This is a genomic window from Streptomyces sp. NPDC059743 (assembly GCF_042732975.1).
Taxonomy (GTDB): domain Bacteria; phylum Actinomycetota; class Actinomycetes; order Streptomycetales; family Streptomycetaceae; genus Streptomyces.
On the sequence record NZ_JBHWGS010000015.1, the window covers coordinates 234737 to 253875 of the forward strand.

13 protein-coding genes and 4 pseudogenes are annotated in these 19139 nt (G+C 66.9%); 13 read left to right on the forward strand and 4 right to left on the reverse strand.

Annotated features, from left to right (window positions below; translation table 11 throughout):
* Positions 1–249 precede the first annotated feature (249 nt).
* Positions 250–1527, forward strand: coding sequence for a metallophosphoesterase (locus tag ACFV6H_RS26635; protein ID WP_385546672.1), 1278 nt, complete (start codon positions 250–252; stop codon positions 1525–1527).
* Between the two features lie 808 nt (positions 1528–2335).
* On the opposite strand, the gene ACFV6H_RS26640 is transcribed toward ACFV6H_RS26635, so the two are convergent.
* A complete protein-coding gene (locus ACFV6H_RS26640) occupies positions 2336–3259 on the reverse strand; it encodes an NADP-dependent oxidoreductase (RefSeq protein WP_385546675.1) in 924 nt (307 codons plus the stop codon).
* Positions 3260–3383: 124 nt separating this feature from the next.
* Here ACFV6H_RS26640 and ACFV6H_RS26645 point away from each other — a divergent pair, with 124 nt between their 5' ends.
* From ACFV6H_RS26645 to ACFV6H_RS26660, 4 genes and pseudogenes are all read left to right on the forward strand, one after another.
* Positions 3384–3794, forward strand: coding sequence for a winged helix-turn-helix transcriptional regulator (locus ACFV6H_RS26645; RefSeq protein ID WP_385546677.1), 411 nt, complete (start codon positions 3384–3386; stop codon positions 3792–3794).
* A 171-nt stretch (positions 3795–3965) separates the two neighbouring features.
* Positions 3966–4121, forward strand: a pseudogene (locus ACFV6H_RS26650) (IS701 family transposase); the annotation flags it as partial.
* Positions 4122–4259: 138 nt separating this feature from the next.
* Positions 4260–4364 carry a hypothetical protein gene (locus tag ACFV6H_RS26655; RefSeq protein ID WP_385546733.1) on the forward strand — a complete coding sequence of 35 codons (105 nt, stop codon included), beginning with the start codon at positions 4260–4262 and terminating at the stop codon, positions 4362–4364.
* Positions 4365–4463: 99 nt separating this feature from the next.
* Positions 4464–6023: a GMC family oxidoreductase gene (locus ACFV6H_RS26660; protein WP_385546680.1), complete on the forward strand. Its 1560-nt coding sequence runs from the start codon at positions 4464–4466 to the stop codon at positions 6021–6023.
* A 236-nt stretch (positions 6024–6259) separates the two neighbouring features.
* On the opposite strand, the pseudogene ACFV6H_RS26665 reads toward ACFV6H_RS26660, so the two are convergent.
* Positions 6260–7214: pseudogene (locus ACFV6H_RS26665) on the reverse strand (IS701 family transposase).
* A gap of 360 nt (positions 7215–7574) precedes the next feature.
* Here ACFV6H_RS26665 and ACFV6H_RS26670 point away from each other — a divergent pair.
* The 7 genes and pseudogenes from ACFV6H_RS26670 to ACFV6H_RS26700 all read left to right on the forward strand — a co-directional run bounded on the left by ACFV6H_RS26670 (position 7575) and on the right by ACFV6H_RS26700 (position 15036).
* Positions 7575–8483, forward strand: coding sequence for an aminoglycoside phosphotransferase family protein (locus tag ACFV6H_RS26670; RefSeq protein WP_385546683.1), 909 nt, complete (start codon positions 7575–7577; stop codon positions 8481–8483).
* Between the two features lie 676 nt (positions 8484–9159).
* Entirely contained in the window at positions 9160–10479 is a 1320-nt protein-coding gene (locus ACFV6H_RS26675) for an aminotransferase class III-fold pyridoxal phosphate-dependent enzyme (RefSeq protein WP_385546686.1), read from the forward strand.
* Positions 10480–10627: 148 nt separating this feature from the next.
* Positions 10628–10999, forward strand: a pseudogene (locus ACFV6H_RS26680) (ArsR/SmtB family transcription factor); the annotation flags it as partial.
* Positions 11000–11286: 287 nt separating this feature from the next.
* Positions 11287–12135: a hypothetical protein gene (locus ACFV6H_RS26685; RefSeq protein WP_385546689.1), complete on the forward strand. Its 849-nt coding sequence runs from the start codon at positions 11287–11289 to the stop codon at positions 12133–12135.
* Positions 12136–12430: 295 nt separating this feature from the next.
* Positions 12431–13078, forward strand: a complete 648-nt coding sequence (locus ACFV6H_RS26690) for a hypothetical protein (protein ID WP_385546692.1) — start codon at positions 12431–12433, stop codon at positions 13076–13078.
* Positions 13051–13341, forward strand: a complete 291-nt coding sequence (locus ACFV6H_RS26695) for a hypothetical protein (RefSeq protein ID WP_385546695.1) — start codon at positions 13051–13053, stop codon at positions 13339–13341. The genes ACFV6H_RS26690 and ACFV6H_RS26695 overlap by 28 nt, the downstream gene beginning before the upstream one ends.
* 93 nt (positions 13342–13434) lie before the next feature.
* The gene (locus ACFV6H_RS26700) at positions 13435–15036 is read left to right on the forward strand and encodes an RHS repeat-associated core domain-containing protein (protein ID WP_385546698.1); all 1602 of its coding nucleotides are present in this window, start codon (positions 13435–13437) and stop codon (positions 15034–15036) included.
* 510 nt (positions 15037–15546) lie between these two features.
* Here the strand turns inward: ACFV6H_RS26700 and ACFV6H_RS26705 are convergent.
* Positions 15547–15798, reverse strand: a complete 252-nt coding sequence (locus tag ACFV6H_RS26705) for a hypothetical protein (protein ID WP_384981324.1) — start codon at positions 15796–15798, stop codon at positions 15547–15549.
* A gap of 324 nt (positions 15799–16122) precedes the next feature.
* Between ACFV6H_RS26705 and ACFV6H_RS26710 the strand changes: the two are divergent.
* Positions 16123–17224: pseudogene (locus ACFV6H_RS26710) on the forward strand (IS630 family transposase).
* Between the two features lie 288 nt (positions 17225–17512).
* Here ACFV6H_RS26710 and ACFV6H_RS26715 read toward each other — a convergent pair.
* Entirely contained in the window at positions 17513–18250 is a 738-nt protein-coding gene (locus ACFV6H_RS26715) for a dienelactone hydrolase family protein (protein ID WP_385546702.1), read from the reverse strand.
* Positions 18251–19139: the final 889 nt, after the last annotated feature.

Below are 19139 nucleotides of genomic sequence, written 5' to 3' on the forward strand. Positions count from 1 at the left end.
CCCGGCCACCTGCCGCGTACCAACGCCGCCAGCACCCCCACGCTTTAACGAGGCACCTCATTAAAATCTCGGGCTCGCGGCTGCGCGGCAGGCCGGGTTCCGCCAGGGGCGAGCCCGGCCTGCCGGAGCATCTCAACGAAGCCCCGCCCGCCCAGCAATCACCACGGAGCACACCATCAGCATGCCAAGACGTAGTCATTCCATGGGTCCTGACGGTCCGTCAGCCCAGGCGCAGCCGGAGGGACCAGCATGAGCACCCTCGGACAGGAAGTTGCGGTCACGGCGGCAAGCATCGTCGTCTCGGCAGCCGGGCACCGCTACCTCTACCTACGACTCGTCAAGAACGTCACGGCATCCGTCCGGCTGCACCGTGCGGGGCAGGCCGCTGCGGTGGCTCTCACCGCCCTGGTGCCCGCAGGTGTACTGGCCGCCGAGTACGCCAACCCCACGCGCATCGCCTGGCTCGCCCGGCCGGCCTTCGGCTGGGTCGCCCTGGCCGCCTATCTGCTGATGATCCTCGCCGTCCTCGAAATTCCGAAGCGACTCATGGCGCGTGCGCTCGGGCGGCGCGCGAACGACCCCGACACCGCGGTGAAGGCCGAACAGGTGCCGGGCGCAGCCCAGTTCCCGTCCAGTGCCGCCCCGATGCCGGCGGAGAACACTGGCTGCCGCCCCGGTACGGACACGTCGCGGATGGTCGACCGACGTCTCGTCCTCGCCCGATCGGTCGCTCTGCTCGCCACGGGGACCGCCATGGCCACCACCGGCTACGGATTCCACCGCGGCCTGGGACCGCCCGACGTCAAAACCGTGCGGGTCGCCCTGCGCCGGCTACACCCGTCCCTCGACGGCATGCGCATCACCATGGCGAGCGATCTGCACCTCGGGCCGTTCTTCGGCCGCACCCACACCGCCCGCATGGTCCGCATGATCAATGACACGTCCCCCAGTCTCGTCGCGATCGTGGGAGACCTCTCGGACGGCAGCGCCGAGGACCTGGGCACCCATGCGGAGCCGCTGGCGCGCCTCTCCTCGGCCCACGGCACGTTCTTCGTCACGGGCAACCACGACTACCGCCATGACATCGACGCCTGGATCGGCACACTCGCCGACTACGGTGTCACCACCCTGCGCAACACCCGCTCCCTGATCGCACACCGCGGTGGCGCCATCGACCTCGCGGGCGTCACCGACGTCGAAGGCGAGCGCAACCACGACGCGCCCGACTACGACAAGGCCCTCGCGGACCGGGACCGTTCCCACCCCGTCGTCCTCCTCGCCCACCAGCCCGTCCAGGTACACGAAGCAGCCCGGCACGAAGTGGACCTCCAGCTCTCCGGCCACACCCACGGGGGAGGCTTCTTCCCCGGAAACCTGCTCGTCCCCCTGACACAACCGGTCACGGCAGGACTGGCCACCATCGACAACACGCAGCTCTACGTCTCGCGCGGAGTCGGGGCCTCACTCCCACCCATCCGAGTCGGTGCCCCACCGGACATCACGGTGATCGAACTACGCGGGGTGTGAGAACCGCCGACGACAACCACCGTGCGATGGCCTTGCCGCGCCTTTCAGGACGCCGCGTCGGCATGGATTCGTGTGGCACTCAGCACGGAGGTGGAAGGCACCGTTGCTTGGTTCCGCAACATCCCATGGGCTCCCCTGAGTCCTGCCGAGCCGGGATTCGCCTCCGAGTGCGCCATCGCCCAACTGGACTACGCCAAACGCCGCCGCCCCAGCGGCGGCGTAGCCGACCGGGTCGACGCCGAGTTCGACCGCATCCGCCACGCACTGGGTGACTCACTGCTTCTACCAGTGCTCCACCGCCGTCCGTGTCCAGCGAGCCCACCGCCCAAGCTGGCCCACGCCGCTGCTCAACGTGTACCTGGCCTGCCCCAACACCCCGCCGTTCCGGCATCCCCCTGCCACGACTGGCCACCGCACGCGCCCAGGCCCAGCGTCCGCTGGACGCGTCGGCCCGCCTGCCTCTGGCCCACCAGCCCGTCCAGGTCCACCAGGTGGCCTACCACGGAGTGCGCCTCAGGCTGTCCGGCCGCGCCCACAACGGCAGGTTCTTCCGCGGATACCTCCTTTTCCCGCTCCCCCGGCCGACCAGGGCAAAACCGACCGATCTCGGCGGGACCAAGCTCCATACGCCTCGGGGAGCCTGCACCTTCGTATCGCCCATCCGTGTGGGAGCCTCACCCGACACCACCGTGGTTGAGTCCCCCTGCTACAGCAAATCGGTTCTACGCCATGAATGGGACACCACCGCCCGCCGATGGTGAGCCGAACCGGCTACCGAGCCGATCGCAGGAGTTCAACAGGGCACCCACTAAGAAACGAGGACGACGCGCCCGCGCAGGCCGCCGGCGGCCAGCCGGGCGTGGGCGGTCGCGGCCTCCTCCAATGGGTAAGTGGCCGCGACGCGCGGAGTGATCCGGCCCGCGGCCGCCAGATCGGACAGGGTGGTCAGGCGCGAGGCGTCGGCGCCGACGCTGGTGAGCCGCACCCGGATGCCCCGCTCGGGCCGGGGCATCGCGTCGATGCGGGTGGTGACGAAGACGCCGCCGTCGCGCAGGGCCGGCAGGGCGGCACCGCCGAGCATCGCCGTATCGAGGACCCCGTCGACACCGTCCGGGACGTGCTCGCGAACAGCCGCGCCGAGGCCGCCCCCCTTCGCCAGGTAGACCTGTGCGCCGAAGTCGTCGCGGACCAGCGCTTCGTCGGCGGCCGAGCCGGTGGCGATCACTGTGAGGCCGAGGCGCCCGGCGAGCTGGACGGCGTACCCGCCGACCGCGCCCGCGGCTCCGGTGATCAGCACGGTCGCACCGGCCGCAAGGCCGAGCAACTCCAGCGACTGGGCCGCGGTCAGGCCGTTGAGAGGGATCGTCGCCGCCAGCTCGGGGGCGATGCCGGCCGGTGCGGGTGCGACCGCGCTCACGCCGACCACGACGTACTCGGCCTGTCCCTTGACCGGGAGGAGCGTGCCCTGGACGAGTGCGATGACGGGGGCTCCGACCGGGAGCGCCACCGCGGGGCCAACGGCGTCGACCACGCCTGCGACATCCCAGCCGAGTCCGACCCCTCCGGCCGGCGGGGCGCCGAAGAAGCCGGCCCGGACCGCGGCGTCGGCCGGGTTGAGCGAGGCCGCGCGCACTTTGAGCCGCACCTCGGCGATGCCTGGTTCAGGAACCGGACGGTCGATGACCTCAACGACCTCGGGGCCGCCGGTGGTCCTCACGACGACTGCACGCATGACGTACCCTGCTTTCCTTTTCGGGGATGTGCTGCTCGATCACGACTGCCCGATCACGCTAGGAGCGTTACGCTCGAATCGTAAGTAGGCACCTTTTCGTGCGTGACCATCCGCGAGGAGAGCGATGACGACGCCGACCACCCCCCTCACGCCCGCGGCCGCCGGCTACGAGGCGTACTTCCAGGACTGCCCCGCCGTCGCACTCCTGTCGGCGATCAGCAACCGCTGGGTGAGCCTGGTGCTCTGCGTCCTGGGGGCGAAGGGGCAGTTGCGCTACGGGCAGATCAACCGGGAGATCCCCGCGGTCAGCCAGAAGATGCTGACCCAGACCCTGCGCACCCTCGAACGCGACGGGATCGTCAGCCGTACCGTCACTCCCACCATCCCGCCGCGGGTGGACTACGACCTCACGCCGCTGGGACGCAGCCTGTACGACCTGCTCTCCGGCGTCCGCGACTGGGCATGGGAGAACATCGAGGACGTGAACGACGCCCGGAAGCACTACGACCAGGAGCACACCGCCACCCGGCCGTGAGCGACCCCTCGGACCGCGGGGCGCCTGGCTGCGCGCACTCATCGACACTGGCGTACTGCGCAGCGAACCAGCCCCGGACAGCAGCAGCCACCACGAGTACGTCCTTAGTACTGCGACGACACTCCGTGACGTCGTCTGCGCGAACTCGTTGGTCGCTGTGTGCGGAAAGAGATAACTGACGGTTGGTCAGATGTGTTCGATGCCTTCGCGGCTCGGTTCGCGGGCCGCTTCGGGAGGGTGGAGTCCCGGCGTCGGATGGTGTCCTACCTGCGGGGACTGCTCAGCGAGACGGAACGCAAGAACGGCTGGACCCTGGCGGAGGCCGCGGTCCGCGACGCGAGCGGATCGGCGGTATCCCTCGCACAAGGGGGATCAGCGCCTGGCTGTCGTGCAGGTTCGCCCCCCACCGGCCGGCAGTGACCAGCAGCGGAGGTCGACCGACTCGTCTCCCTCGGGGCGACGCGCATCGGCGTCGACCAAGGGGACTTCGACGCGGTGGTGATGGCCGACCCCGAGGGCAACGAGTTGTGCGTGGAACGAAGCGCTGCGGAGCGAGCGGCAACGACCTGACGGCCCGCATGCCCAGCCGCCCGCGTATGCGGGGGTTCCCGTGCGTGCCTACGCTGGAATTCAGGGGACCGGACCTCGGGGGCGAGGTGGGCGATTCACGTGGTGGGGCAGGCGGAATACGAGCACGAGACGGAATACGAGTACGTCGTCATCGGCGGCGGAACAGCCGGGTGTGTGCTGGCGGCGCGGCTCTCCGAAAACCCCGGGGTGCGCGTCCTGCTGGTGGAGGCGGGTCCCGGGGGGCCGCCTGAAGGGGCGCGCACTCCACAGGCGTGGCGAACACTGATCGGAAGCTCCGGCGACTGGGGTGACTCCGTAATCGACGAGACCACAAAACGGACCATTCTCTTTCCGCGGGGAAAAGGGCTGGGAGGCTCGACCGATATCAATGTCATGGTGTTTATCCGGGGCCATCTCAGCGGATATGACGCCTGGGCCGACGCTGGGGCCGAGGGCTGGGGATTCGATGACCTCCTTCCCTTTTTCAAACGGTCCGAGACCGCGCCCGACCGGGATTCCGCGGTACGGGGAACCGTCGGCCCCGTCACCGTACGGACCATCGCTTCGCGCAGCCCCGTCGCGGCCGCGCTGCTCGACGCGACCCGGGAAGTGGGCCTGCCCCAGGCCGCCGACCCCAGCAGCGGTTTCGAGGAGGGTTTCGGCTGGCACGACCTGACCATCGGGAACGGGCGGCGCATCACCGCCGCCGACGCCTATCTGACCCCCGCTGTCCGGGCGCGCCGGAACCTGACCGTCGTCACGGACGCGCTGGCCGGCCGGGTCCTGGTTGAGGACGGCCGATGCGCCGGGATCGAGTACGGAGCCGGGGGCCGGGGCAACACCGCCCGCTGCACTCGCGAAGTCGTTCTGACGGCGGGCACCATCGGCAGCGCCCAGCTCCTCCTGCGCTCCGGGATCGGCCCCGAATCCCATCTGCGGTCCGTCGGTGTCCGGCCGGTCCTCGATCTTCCGGGCGTCGGTGAGAATCTGAGTGATCACACCCTTGCCGGTGTCGCCTACGAAGCGGCACAACCGGTTCCGGCCGGTGTGAGCAATTACGCGGAAATGAGCGGTATCATCACCGCTCCCATTCCTGGATACGAGTGCCAGGAGCGCCCGAACATACAATTCATGATAGCCAGTCATGGCCGCACCGTTCCGCCGGCGAACGGGCCCGAGAACGGCTATACGATCGGCTTCGCGCTGATGAACCCGAAAAGCCGGGGAACGGTCAGGCTGGCGGATCTGGAGCCGGATTCCCCGCCCGTGATCGAGCCGGGCTATTTCAGCGACCCCCACGACCTCGACGGTATGCTCGTCGGCTTGCGGATCGCACAGAAAATCGGTGCGGCACGGGCACTGGATCCGTGGCGGCTACGAGAGGCCGGCCCCGGCCCGGCAATGATCACGGAAAGCGAACTGCGCTCCTTCATCATCGACAATTACGTCTCTTATTGGCACTGTGCTGGTACGGCACGCATCGGTACGGACGCCATGTCGGTCGTCGACCCGCAACTCCGCGTCCACGGAATCACCGGCCTCCGAGTCGCGGACGCGTCCGTGATGCCGTGCGTACCCGCGGCCAACACCATGCCGGCCGTCTACGCCATCGCGGAACGAGCGGCTTCCCTCATCACCGCCCCCGCCCAGGAAACGTGAGAGGCGTCGGGAAAACCGGATGGGACGACGTCCAAGTACTGCAACGACACTCCGTGATGGCCTCTGCGTTTGTAGTGGCTGATGCGGGCTCGCGCTTGGCTTCTTCTTCGCCAACGTGGCTTTATCGACGTCTCGCCATCGACAGAGCCACCACCGTGACCAGGCGAGTGTGTGCTGGAAGCTTTGGCGGATGGGAGAGGAGATGCGGTTGAAGAGCCACCGGGCCTCGTTCATGGTCACGGGTATGAGGTATCGACCGCTGCCGTTATCCGGATCCCCTTTTTTGCCTCTGCTCGCAGAATAGCGAGGAAGGCGAGGGCGGCCATGGACAGTGTTATATGCCGGTACCAGGCGGTGCAGCCGCGGACCTGGTAATGATCGAGCCCGGTTTCGTTTTTCGCGGTCTGGAAATATTCCTCGACCATCGCAGCTCAGGCGCGTCCATGCGTCGTCGGGGAGCTCGCCGACCAGCTTGTGCGCGCGGGCCTGGCCGAAGAATTCCATGGTCATGACCGTCTGCGATTTCGGGACGGCGAGGACATGAGGGATGCCGTGTTCTTCCAGCCACAGCCGGATCCGGCTGGTCTGGCCGTAGAGTTCATCAGCGGTCACCCACCCGAACGGGATCCCCGATTCGACGGCACGCTTCAGTATGCGCAGGCCCATGTCCGGCTTGGCGGCGAACTCGGCATCGTCACCGATACCGGCAGCTCGGCAGCGCTCGCGGTCCGATGTCCAGTCCTTTGGGAGATACAGCTCACGGTCGATCAGCGCCCGCCCCCGGTCGGAACCGTAGGCCAGGAACACCCCGATCCGGGAATTCTCGATCCGGCCGGCCGTTCCAGAATACTGCCGGGCCACACCCGCCGACCGCACCCCTTTCTTCAGAAAACCCGTCTCGTCGAGGATCAGAATTCCCCACTCCGGATCTCCGATGTGTTCCACGACCGCTTCACTAACGTCGTCACGCAGGGCGTCGGCGTCCCACAGGTAGTGGTTCAGCAGACGCTGCATCCCCTGAGGGCCGTCGTCCCCGGCGGCCTCCGCCAGGGTCCAGCCGTTCTTGCGTTCCGCCTCGCTGAGCAGTCCCCGCAGGTAGGACACCATCCGACGCCGGGACTCCACCCTCCCGAACCGGCCCGCAAACCGCGCCACGAAACCACCGAAGCGATCTGACCACCTGTCAGCTATCTCTTCCACCACAAAGAAACCAACGACGCCGCACACACCACGTCACGGAGTGTCGTTGCAGTACTAGGTCGTGTCTGACAAATCCCGTCTGGCTCGCGACGCCTGGCACGCACGCTCGCTGCGTTGTCGGAGTCGCCCGAGTACGTCCAGTACACGGGCGATCCTCCGCCTTGCGATCGCACGCACCAGCCGCCGTGAGCCCCGCCCTGCGGGCGGACGACGCTATTTGTCAGACACGACCTAGCGGCGGCGCTCGGGCGGCGACCCCCCTTGTAGGCACCGTCGTGCCGCGGGCTCGGCGGATATGTCCCGGACCGCAATTCCGTTGCCTGACGAGGTGGCACCCGTGATGATCGGCGGATGCTTTCGAATGGCCCCGACGGGCGCGCCGGAATCGACGCGGCCCTGGTGAAGCGGCTGATCACCGCGCAGTTCCCGCAGTGGGGGAGTCTGCCGGTCGTCCCGGTGGCGGTGGACGGCTGGGACAACCGCACCTACCGCCTCGGTGACGACATGACGGTCCGTCTGCCCACCGCCGCCGGTTACGCCCCCGCTGTCGACAAGGAGTGTGTCTGGCTGCCCCGGCTGGCCCCCTTCCTGCCGACGGCTGTGCCCACCGTCCTGGCCAAGGGGGTCCCGGGTGAGGGATATCCGTACTCCTGGTCGGTACGCCGCTGGCTGCCCGGCGAGACGGCCTCCCCTGAACGCATCGACGACATGACCCGGTTCGCCGCCGACGTGGCCCGGTTCCTTCTCGCCCTGCAGAGCTGCGACGCCACCGACGGCCCCCTCGCGGGGGCTCACAGCTTCCACCGCGGTGCGTCCCCCGCCCACTACGACGACGAGACGCACCGGTACGTCGCCGCCCTGGGCAGCCGTATCGACAAGGGGCGTGCCACCGAGGTCTGGCAGGCGGCACTCGCCGCCGAATGGCGGGGGAAGCCGGTGTGGTTCCACGGCGATGTCGCCGGCAACAACCTCCTCGTCGACGGCGGCCGGCTGTCGGCCGTCATCGACTTCGGCACCTCGGGCGTCGGCGATCCGGCCTGTGACCTCACCCTCGCGTGGACCATGTTCCATGGTGACAGCCGGGAGGCGTTCCGCCGGGCGGTCGGGCAGGACGACGGTACGTGGGCCAGAGCCAGGGGCTGGGCACTGTGGAAGTCCGCGCTGACGGTGGCCGAGTGCACGGATCCTCGAGACGAACGGGTTCCGATCCATCTCCGTGTGATCGACGCGGTGCTGGCCGACCACGAACGCTTCGCGTAGCCGGGCCCGGCCGGGCACCGGCGCCGTCTTTCACCCGTGGCACACGCCTGCCGATTCCGTGTCCCCTGAGACACACCGCGGCCGGAGAAAAGACGGGGGGAGGGCGGTCGGCGGTGTGCCGGAGGCTCACCGGGCGGTCCTGCGTGTCCTGCGTGTCCCGCGTGGGCGGGCGCGCCGTCAACCGTACTTCCCGGACCGGCGTCCGACGGAGGGTCCAGACGGCTCCGCGGCCTCCCACGGCCCGCCGGCACCGTCCCACTCCATCCGCCGGCCACGTGAGGTGACTGCTGGTGATCCGTACACGAGATTCCGTAAGGGCTGTCCCTTAGCCCACCGGCCGGTCCGCGGGATGCCGCTGGTCGGACGGTACGGCTGATGATCCGGTTCCCCACCCGCCGTACGCCATTCAACCGAGTACACTGAACGGATAAATGCCCCGAGGATAAACCTCCGGGAACCGACAGAGAATAACGGCTCGGTCAGAGAATAACGGCTCGGTCGCCCTGTGTGCGGCCGCGGAGCCGGATTCCCGGCCGCTTCTTCCGTGCCGGCTTTCGTGTCGGCGGCACTCGTACGCCCCACGGCAACGCGCCTTCTTTTACCGGACGCAGGACGCCGGACGCACCGCGGAAGCGGACAATTCGCGGATGTACCAGTCCTGTTCTGAGGAGATCTCATGCCCCCACGCGCGGCAACGATGCTCGAACCTCATACACCCCCCGACCTGGAGACCGAACCGCATGTGATCGTGCGTGGCGAAGGTGTGAAGGTCTGGGACAGCCAGGGGCGTTCCTATCTCGACGGCGTCTCCAGCATGCTGTGCGCGAATCTCGGTTACAGCGAGCCCCGGCTCGTCAATGCCGCCGCGGACCAGTTGGCCAGGCTGCCGTTCTACGCGTCCTACGGCCATCGCACGACCGATGTCTCACTGGCTCTCGCCGATGACCTCGCCCGGATTTCCCCGATACCCATGGGGCGTACGTTCTTCGCCAACTCGGGGGCCGAAGCGAACGACAGCGCGTTCAAAATCGCCTGGTACTACCACCGCAGCCTGGGCCGCCCGGAGCGGACGAAGATCATCTCTCATGAGAACGGCTACCACGGCACCACCGTCGCGGCCGGATCGGCCACCGGAATAGGCCACATACACGAGGGATTCGGCATGCCACTGCCGAATTTTCTGAAGATCCCCTGCCCCGACCCCCATTCCCCGCACGCGCGAGGTCTGACGTCTGATCAGTTCGTCGACTGGCTTGTCGCGCGACTTGAAGATCTCATCCGCGGCGAGGGTGCCGACACCATCGCCGCGTTCATCGGGGAGCCCGTACTCGGCGCCGGAGGAGTCATTTTCCCACCGCACGGCTATTATCAGCGAGTACAAGAGGTCCTGGCCCGTCACGACATCCTGTTCATCGCCGATGAGGTCATCACCGGATTCGGCCGCACCGGTTCCATGTTCGCGACGACGGAATTCGACCTCAGTCCCGATATGATCACCCTCGCCAAGGGGCTGTCCTCCGCGTACATACCGATCTCCGCGGTCATGCTGCGAGAGCGAGTGGTCGACGTACTCGTCAACGGCTCCGGCGGATTCGGCCATGGCTTCACCTACTCGGGACACCCCGTGGCCGCCGCCGTCGCCCGTGAGAGCCTCGCCATTCTCATGGAACGGGACATCCCGGAGTATGTGCGGACCATGGCACCGGTGCTGGCGGACGGTCTTGACGCCTTCCGGGGCGCGGAGCTGGTACGGGACGTCCGCAGTCACGGTTTTCTCGCCGCCGTCACCTTCGACGCGGCCTCCACCGGCCTGGCGGAAGGCCAACTGGGCACGGCCCTGATGGCCAGGTCCGCGGAACACGGTCTGCTCATCCGGGCGATCGGTGACACCGTCGCCTTCGCGCCTCCACTGATCAGTTCCGACGCCGAGATCAAAACGATGGTCGACTGTTTCGGTGCCGCGTACCAGGACGTACTCGACAGCATCCGCGCATAAGGCCCGGCGAGGGCCCATGGGCGGCCGTCGGCGGACGGGCCCCGCACGGCGGGGGCGACGCCTCGCGCCGGCCCCGCCGAGCGGGAGGGCGGCTCGCGTCGTGGAGTCGGTTCTTGCACCTTGAATCGAAGGTCGTCAATATAGAGACATGTCGAAACAAGAGCTTGTGGTGCTCGGTCAGAACACCGCCGAGGAGTGCTGTCCCGGCCTCCTGGCCGCTCCGCTAGGTGAGGAGCAGGCCGTCGAACTGGCGAAGGTCTTCAAGGCACTCGGCGATCCGGTTCGGCTGCGGCTGCGGCTGCTGTCGATGATCGCTTCCCGCGCCGGCGGCGAGGTCTGTGTGTGCGATCTGACCCCGGCCTTCGACCTGTCGCAGCCGACGATCTCCCACCACCTCAAGCTGCTGCGGCAGGCCGGGCTGATCGACTGCGAGCGGCGCGGCACCTGGGTCTACTACTGGCTGCTGCCCGAGATGACCGACAAGCTCGCCGGGATCCTTACCCGCCCCGGTCGGCCCGCCATGATGTGGGACTCCACCAAGAACGACACTTCTGGCGAGCCCGAGCACCAAGCGAGAGTCACAGTCACCGTCGACACCGGTGACGATGGTAAGCAGGCGCTTATCCTGACACCTTCGGAAGAATTCCTGGCCACCGCCACCTAGTCCGCAGTGCCGACGAGAAGGACGCAACCACCTGGCGCCGGTTCCGCTCGGCCAACTACACCACCAGCGGCTACGCACCGAAACTGACGGTCACCTATAACTCCTATGCCACCACCTCCTCGGCCGCCATCTCACCCGGGGTTGTGAACGCTTACAACGGCAAGCGCTATGTGAGTTCATTGACGCCTACCCTGTCGGCGAAGGTCACCGATGCCGACGGCTCCACGGTCAAGGGCCAGTTCGAGGTCACCGCAGACCCTGCCTTCTCCGACACCACGTACTCCTACACAGGCATGTCTGGTTCGGTGTCGTCCGGGGCGACGGCGAAGCTGACCATTCCGTCCGGCTCCGCGTTCCCCGCCGGTGCCCACCTGCGCTATCGGGTCCACGGCTACGACGGCACCGACTACGGAAGTTGGTCGGGCTACACCGCCTTCGTGCTGAACACCGGACCACCAACCCCACCCACCGTGGTCTGCGACCCCTACAGTCAGGACACCTGGACGGACAAGGCCTCGGGGCCGGTGACCTGCACCCTGGACACCACCGCCGCCGACGGCCAGGGTTTCAAGTGGGGTCTGGATGATCCATCACTGCCCAATCGCGCGTACGACACCGTGGACGGCAACGGCGGCGACCCTCTGCCCGTTCTCATAACGCCGGACGACGCCTGGCACACCCTCTACGCCCGGACCATCGACTCCGGCGGCAACTTGTCCACCGCGGTGACCCAGTACTCCTTTGGCGTCGGCGCGGCTCACGCCTACTTGCAGACCCCAAGGGACGGTGCCTCTACCGCCCGTCGAGTCAGCCTCACCTCCAAGGGGTACATCGCTTACACCGGAGTGACGTACCAATACCGGCGCGGCGAGACCGACACCTGGCACGACGTGCCCGCGCAAGACGTAACCAAGTCTTCCGACGGCTCAAAAATCGCCGGCTGGCCCGTGACAGTCACCAACGGCTCCCCTCCTGTTTTGACCTGGACGTGACGACCTCGCTCTCACAGGACGGCCCCATCGACATTCGTGCGTCCTTCACCAACGGCACAACGGCTGGCAACTCGCAGCCCCGGACCATAACCGTCGACCGCAACGCCGGGACCGCGCCGTCGAAACAGATGGGTCCCGGGGCGGTGAACACTCTCACGGGTGACTTCACACTCTCGGCCACCGATGCCTCGGGATTCGACCTGTCCGTGTCACGCACCGCGTCGTCACGCCGCCCGAATGCCGGGCGGATGCCGAAGGCCAGGTGTCGATCTTCGGGCCACAGTGGACGTCGGGCGTGACCGACGAACTCACCAAATCCGACTGGGGCTACATCCGTAAAACCTCAAGCACTTCAGTCGCTCTGGTTGACGCCGTCGGAGCAGAGACCGGCTTCACCGCCACCAACTCCGGTGGTTGGAAGCCCGAGCCGGGCGCCGAAGAACTGGCGCTGACCAGCACAGACAGTGCAGGAACAGACACCAACAGCCTGACCAAGGTCGCGTCTTTCACGCTGAAGAACAATGAAGGAACCAAGGTCACGTTCGCCAGACCAAACTCAGCAGTGGCAACGTGGCAGGTGTCCACCACCTCGTTGCCGACGGACAACTCCACCACAGTAGTGATCCCGGAGAACGTCGTGGTCGGCGGCACCACGATGATCCGTCCGACGTACTCGATCTCCCCGACTACGGCCGCATCGACTTCGAAGTGTGAGGCGACGCCGTCGGCACAAGGCTGTCGGGTAATGGAGTTCGTCTACGCGGCCTCCACGTCCGCCACGGTCACGGCATTTGCCAACTACGCCGGCCAGGTCACACAGATCAAGCAGTGGGCCACCAGCCCTGGCGCCTCATCTGCGGCGGCGACCGTGGTCGCGCAGTACGCCTATGACGACTCTGGCCGTCTGCGCGAGGAGTGGGATCCGCGGATCAGCCCCCGCTGAAGACGAAGTACACCTACGACACAGACGGTCGTATCACTGCACTGACGCCACCGGGCGAACTGCCATGGACGTTCACCTACGGCACTACAGAGAACTCTCCCACTGCCGACAAGGGCATGCTGTCCGTTTCCCGGCCCAACCTGGTCCAGGGCAGCAAGAACCAGCAGGACGGCACCACAGCGACGACCAGTGTCGTCTATGACGTCCCGCTCACCGGCCCCAACGCCCCCAACGCCATGGACGCCAAGTCCGTGGGGAACTGAGGGCAGGCCGACCTGCCGACCGACGCCACCGCCGTCTTTCCCGCCCCGGCCGCCCCTCACGATTTCGTCCCGACCTCGCACACTGACTCAAGTTTGGCTGCGGACGACTATAAGCGAGCCACCATCAACTACACCGACAGCTCCGGACACGAGGTCAACACCGCTGCTCCGGGTGGGCACATCACCACCAGCGAGTTTGACCAGTTCGGCAACGCCGTACGTGAGCTCACCGCACGCAACCGGGAGCTGGCACTTGCCACCGGCGGTGCCCAACTGGCCGAACTTACCGAACTCGGTATCGACGGACTGGCAACCAACGACCGAGCCGAGCAACTATCCACTCGTTCGGTCTACTCCAGCGACGGCCTGCGCGAGACCGAGGTGTTCGGCCCCACACATCAGGTGACCCTGACTTCGGTGCTCCAAGCCGGCACCGGTGGAAGCGATCAGCCCGCCGGCACCACCTTGCCGGCCCGGCCTCACACCCTTAACACCTACGACGAGGGACGCCCCACCGACGGTACCGCAAGTGCCTCGAACCAGATCACCACAGTCAAGACCGGCGCTTACGTCGACGGCTACCCGGCCGACGGCGACATCCGCATCACAAAGACGGGCTACGACTGGGACAAGGGTCTGGTCAACCGCACCAGTACCGCTTCCGGGCTCACACTCACCAGCACAACGTCGGGATCTGCTACCTCGCGGGTCTACTCCCGGGACAGCGACAGTACGATCGTCGCTTCCGACACGGCGGAGTTTTCGATTCAGGGTCAGACTGTGACGGACACCAATACCAACGGCCAGACACCTAGCCACAGTTACGGATATGACTTGGTCGGCCGCTTGGCCAGAGCCGACGAGACCACTCCCGACGGATCGTGCTCCCGCCGAGACTATTCCTTCGACAACAACAGCAACCGCACAGAACTCACGACATCAACCAGCAGTGCTGGTGAGAGCTGCACCAGCGCCGAAGCGACAACGACGTCATACACCTACGACAGTGCTGACCGGCTCACGACGCCCGGCACCCTCTACGATGCCTTCGGCCGCACCACCACCGAGGCAACCGGCACAACGATCAGCTACTACGCCGACAACGTTGTCCGGCAGCAGACCGCAGGCATCAGCCGTCAGACGTGGACATACGATCCGGCCATCGGGCGCTTCCTGAGCGTAGATCCCGAAGAGGATGGTGGCGCGAATGCCTATGTGTACTGCTCGGCGGATCCAGTCAACTGCGCTGACCCCACCGGACTGTTCGATTACTTGATCACCTACAACATCGGGTGGTCCAAGGTTTCTGCGAGCAGATTCTTCACGTTCGTCAAGGCGAACTTCGGCACGGTCTTTCCAATAGCTGGCCACCCGAACAAGCTCCCGGGGGTAGGCACGCGGATCAACCTGCACGTCGGCGCTGCGCCATTCCCGGTTCGCGTTACCGCAATGAATTCTGACTACTGGAAATTCAGCACCCTAAAGGGCCACCCGGATCACCCTGGCTACATCAGTTTCGACTTCAAAAGGAAGAAGAACGGTGACATGCTGCTGACCGTCCACGGGCACTCAAGATTTTCCTTGATGGACTTCATCGTCGGCGGAGCCAATTACGAGAAGGTCGCCACAGAAACGTGGGCCAAGTTCTGGCGAAAGCTACAGACCTTGAGCAGCCAGATAAATCACTACTATTAGAGTCGCTGGCGCGCTGTTCCGCACGGCAAGCCGAAACTGAGGAAAAGGTCATGGTTGGGCGCTTCGTGGCGTACGGGTATATCTTGGCAGTGGCTTTGGCCGCTGTCGTGGATGCATGGTGGAGCCCTGGCGACGGCCTGGTCACCATGGTTGCGATGTTGCTGACGGCTCCGCTTTCAGGGGTAATCATTCTGGGGTCGGAACTCACGTCACTACCCCAGGACGAGACCGGTGCCGCGGCCATTTCTGGAGGCGGCTACGATGTGTCACCGATCCTGGCCGTGCTATGGATATGCTGTGCTATAGCCCAGGTAATGTTCGTGCGATTCGCCGTGCGGAAGCTCCGGAATCTCTCCTGATGCTCCAGCTCTTATTTTTCGGCGAGTCCCAAGGGTTATCCGCTGGTGAATCATGGTGCGGTGGCGCGTCGCCGTGAACTTACTTCGGCATCCTCGCGGACACCCGCAGGAAGACGGCCGCCCACAGGGCCGGCCGTCTTCCTGTGTGTGGTCAGCCGGTCAACCGGTCAGGGGCGTCGGCGGCGGGACCGGCACACCGGTCCCGGTCCGGCTGCTGGTCCTGGGCGTCTGCGGCGTGCCCGGCGGAAGGGGCCGGGGCCATGTACCGGATCTCGATCCGGTCGGACTCGCGAATGTAGCCGATGGCCAGGGCCGGGCAGTCCTCGAACAGCTCCCCGTCGACCGTCACGGTGAGAACACCGGGCGGTCCCGAGGGCCGACCCAGGTCCGGATCGTCAGCCAACTGGCCGCCCGGCGCTTTCAGTGCGTAGGGGGCACCAGCTCCGGGGCCATGTCCGGCCGGTCTTCATGGGCCTGGAAGACCCTGCACGGCACCTCGCCGTGTTGTCGGGGTTGCACACGTACATCCCGTACGCGCATCCCATACGCGGGCGGTCTTCCGCCTGGCGGTTTTCCTCCGGGCCCGAACGGCACGGGAGGGACCTCTTCCGCCGGACAGGATCTAGTGAGCCGGTTTTGAGTTGTGCCGTCGCCACTTGAGTCGTGTTTCGTTTCGGATTGCGGCTTGGGTGGTGACGGGGCCGGTGGTTTGCGGTCTGCTGTGGGGATGGGCGACAGCAGGGTTGCGCCGCTGGTGTTATCCGATGCCGAGCGGCGGACGTTGCAGGGATGGGCCCGGCGTCGGACGACCGCGCAGGGTCTGGCCCTGCGGGCACGGATCGTGCTGGCCTGCGCGGACGGTGGCAGCAATATTGCGGTCGCCGCGCGGCTGGGTGTCAACCGGGGCACGGTGACCAGGTGGCGTGCAAGATTCCTGCGCAACAGGCTGGACGGGCTCAGAGACGAGCCGCGGCCGGGGGTGCCGCGCACCATCACCGACGCCCAGGTGGAGGAGGTGGTGGTGGTGCGCACGCTGGAGGAGACGCTCGAGGGGGCGACGCACTGGTCGAAGCGGGAGCCGGCCAGGGTCGTGGGGATCTCCCCGGCGAGCGTGCTGCGGATCTGGCACGCCTTCGGCCTGCAGCCGTGGCGGACCGAGACGTTCAAGATCTCTCCGGACCCGCTCCTGATCGACAAGATCCGCCAAGATCCGCGATGTTGTCGGCCTCTGCCTCGCCCCGCCGGCGAACGCGGCGGTGTTCGCGGTGGACGAGAAGCCGCAGATCCAGGCCCTTGAACGGACCGCGCCGGTGCTGCCGATGCTGCCCGGAGTGCCCGAACGGCGCAGCTTCGACTACGTCCGCCACAGCACCGTCGACCTGTTCGCCGCCCTGAACACCGCGACGGGCAAAGTGATCACGAAGCTGTCCGCTCAGCACCGGGCCGTGGACTTCCGCGACTTCCTCGACGAGATCGACCGCCAGACCGACCCCGGACTGGCGGTCCACGTGATCTGCGACAACCTCTCCGCCCACAAGGCACCCGTGGTGCACACGTGGCTGCTCGCGCACCCTCGCTTCCGCCTCCACTTCACCCCCGCCCACTCCTCCGGGATCAACCAGGCCGAGCGGTGGTTCGCCGAACTGGAACAGCGCTGCCTGGAACGCGGAGTGTTCTGCTCCCTCGACAGCCTCAAGGCCGCACTCGAAGACTGGACCAAGGTCTGGAACGACGAAGCCCGGCCCTTCACATGGACCAAAACCGCCGACCAGATCCTCGACCGCATCTGCCGCTACTGCTCACGCATCTCCGAACCAGGACACTGGTAGGGCTTGGTCAGGTTGGTATTGGTTCTGGTGTGTTGCGGTGGCAGGTGGGGCAGGCGCCGGTCCAGAGTGCGAGGAGCAACTGCAGTTCGCGGGCGACCTGGTAGAGGCTCAGGCCGGCGCCGTCTCTTTTGGGGACCGGGTGATGCGCTGGAGGGTGCAGAAGGCGTGCGCGGCGGAGACGAGGGTGACGTGGTGGTGCCAGAATGCGGTTCTGCTGTGCGGACTTGAGGGGAGGGGACTGTCAGTGCCCGACGCCGACCAGGCCCGGCGCCAGCATGTTTGCCTGGGTCATGCCCCCAGATCCTCCGTCACGGGCAGGCACTCGGCGAGCAGGTCGACGACGTCGCGCCAGGCTCGCTGTGCGTGCCGTGGGTGGTAGCCGACGCCGGGGACCACGGTGTGGTCGACCGGTGGGTGGTGGAAGGCGTGCAAGGCGCCGCCGTAGACCGTGAGGCGCCAGTCGACGCCCGCGGCCTGCATCTCGGCGGTGAACGCGTCCCGTTGCGCGGGCGGCATGATCGGGTCTTCCGACCCGACCCCGGCCCACACCGGGCAGCGAATGCGCGCCGCCTCGCCCGGTCGGCCCGTGGTCAGTGCGTTGACTGTCCCGATCGCGCGCAGGCTGACGCCGCCACGCCCGAGTTCCAGCCCGACGGCGCCCCCGGTGCCGTAGCCGACGGCGGCGATCCGGTCGGGGTCGGTCCGCGGTTCGGCGCGCAACACGTCGAGCGCCGCATGGCCGATGCCCCGCATCCGGTCGGGATCAGCGAGCAGTGGCATGCAACGGGCCAGCATCTCCTCGGGGTCACCCAAATAGCGCCCGCCGTGAAGGTCGAAGGCCAGCGCTACATATCCCAGTTCGGCGAGCGCATCGGCCCGGCGGCGCTCGACGTCGCTGAGCCCCGGGCCCTCTGGTCCGAGCAGCACCGCGGGCCGGCGGTCGACGCCGGCCGGGAGCGCGAGGTGCCCAATCATCGTCAAACCGTCGGCCGGATACTCGACCGTACGCGTCGTAATCGTCGTCATGAGACTGGACCGTAGTGATCGTCGAGCCCGGTCCGGCCGGTGTTCTCCGCCGGCAGAACAGCGCGGGTATCCCCCTGAAATACGGCGAGGGCTCACAAGATCCGTCACAAACCCCGTTCCCGCAGCAGCGTTATCGGATCACCTGCCCTGGGCACGGTGCTGGAGGTGGACCTGCCAGGTCCTGCGCCGGGGGACCGGTGCCTACACGACGAACAAGTCGGATGCGAAGGGGTTCGCGGAAGCGTTCGCTGAACTCGGCACTATCGGATCGGCATCTGGCCCGACGATCCGTACTGCCCCGTCGACACAGAGACCCGGCAACTCCTCCACCGAGTCGAGGAGTTCCTCCGCCGCCAGGGTGCACACGTGGACACCACCACACGCCCCGTCGACATGCCGACCAGCAACAGGCTCTTCACCGAGCTGATGTACGCCACCGGCTCAGCGGCCGGCCCGGACGACCGTTACGCAGCCGAATGCGCCGAGGCCGCTGGCCTCGCCCCGGACGACCAGTCCCACCACGCCGCCTACCTCCGAGGCCGCACCACCCGCCACCGTCCCCCTCGCCCGCACCACACACGGCCTCCCACTCACCGTACAGATCATCGGCCCCTACCTCCACGACCGAACCGTCACCCACACAGCCGCACTCCTCCACAATGCTCTTTGACCTCACACCGGACTGCCACGGACCGGACCGGCGTCGGCCGCCAGCCGCCCCTCGCCACATGATCGGCTGGGCATGCCGTACCTGATTTGACTGGATGTTGGGTAAACGAGGCACGGTCTGGGGGTTCAGTCGTCGTAGTGGAGGGTGCCGTCGAGGTCCATGGTCGGGTGGATTTTCATGGGGCCGTATTCGTCCTGGTCGCTGGGGCGCGGTGGTTCC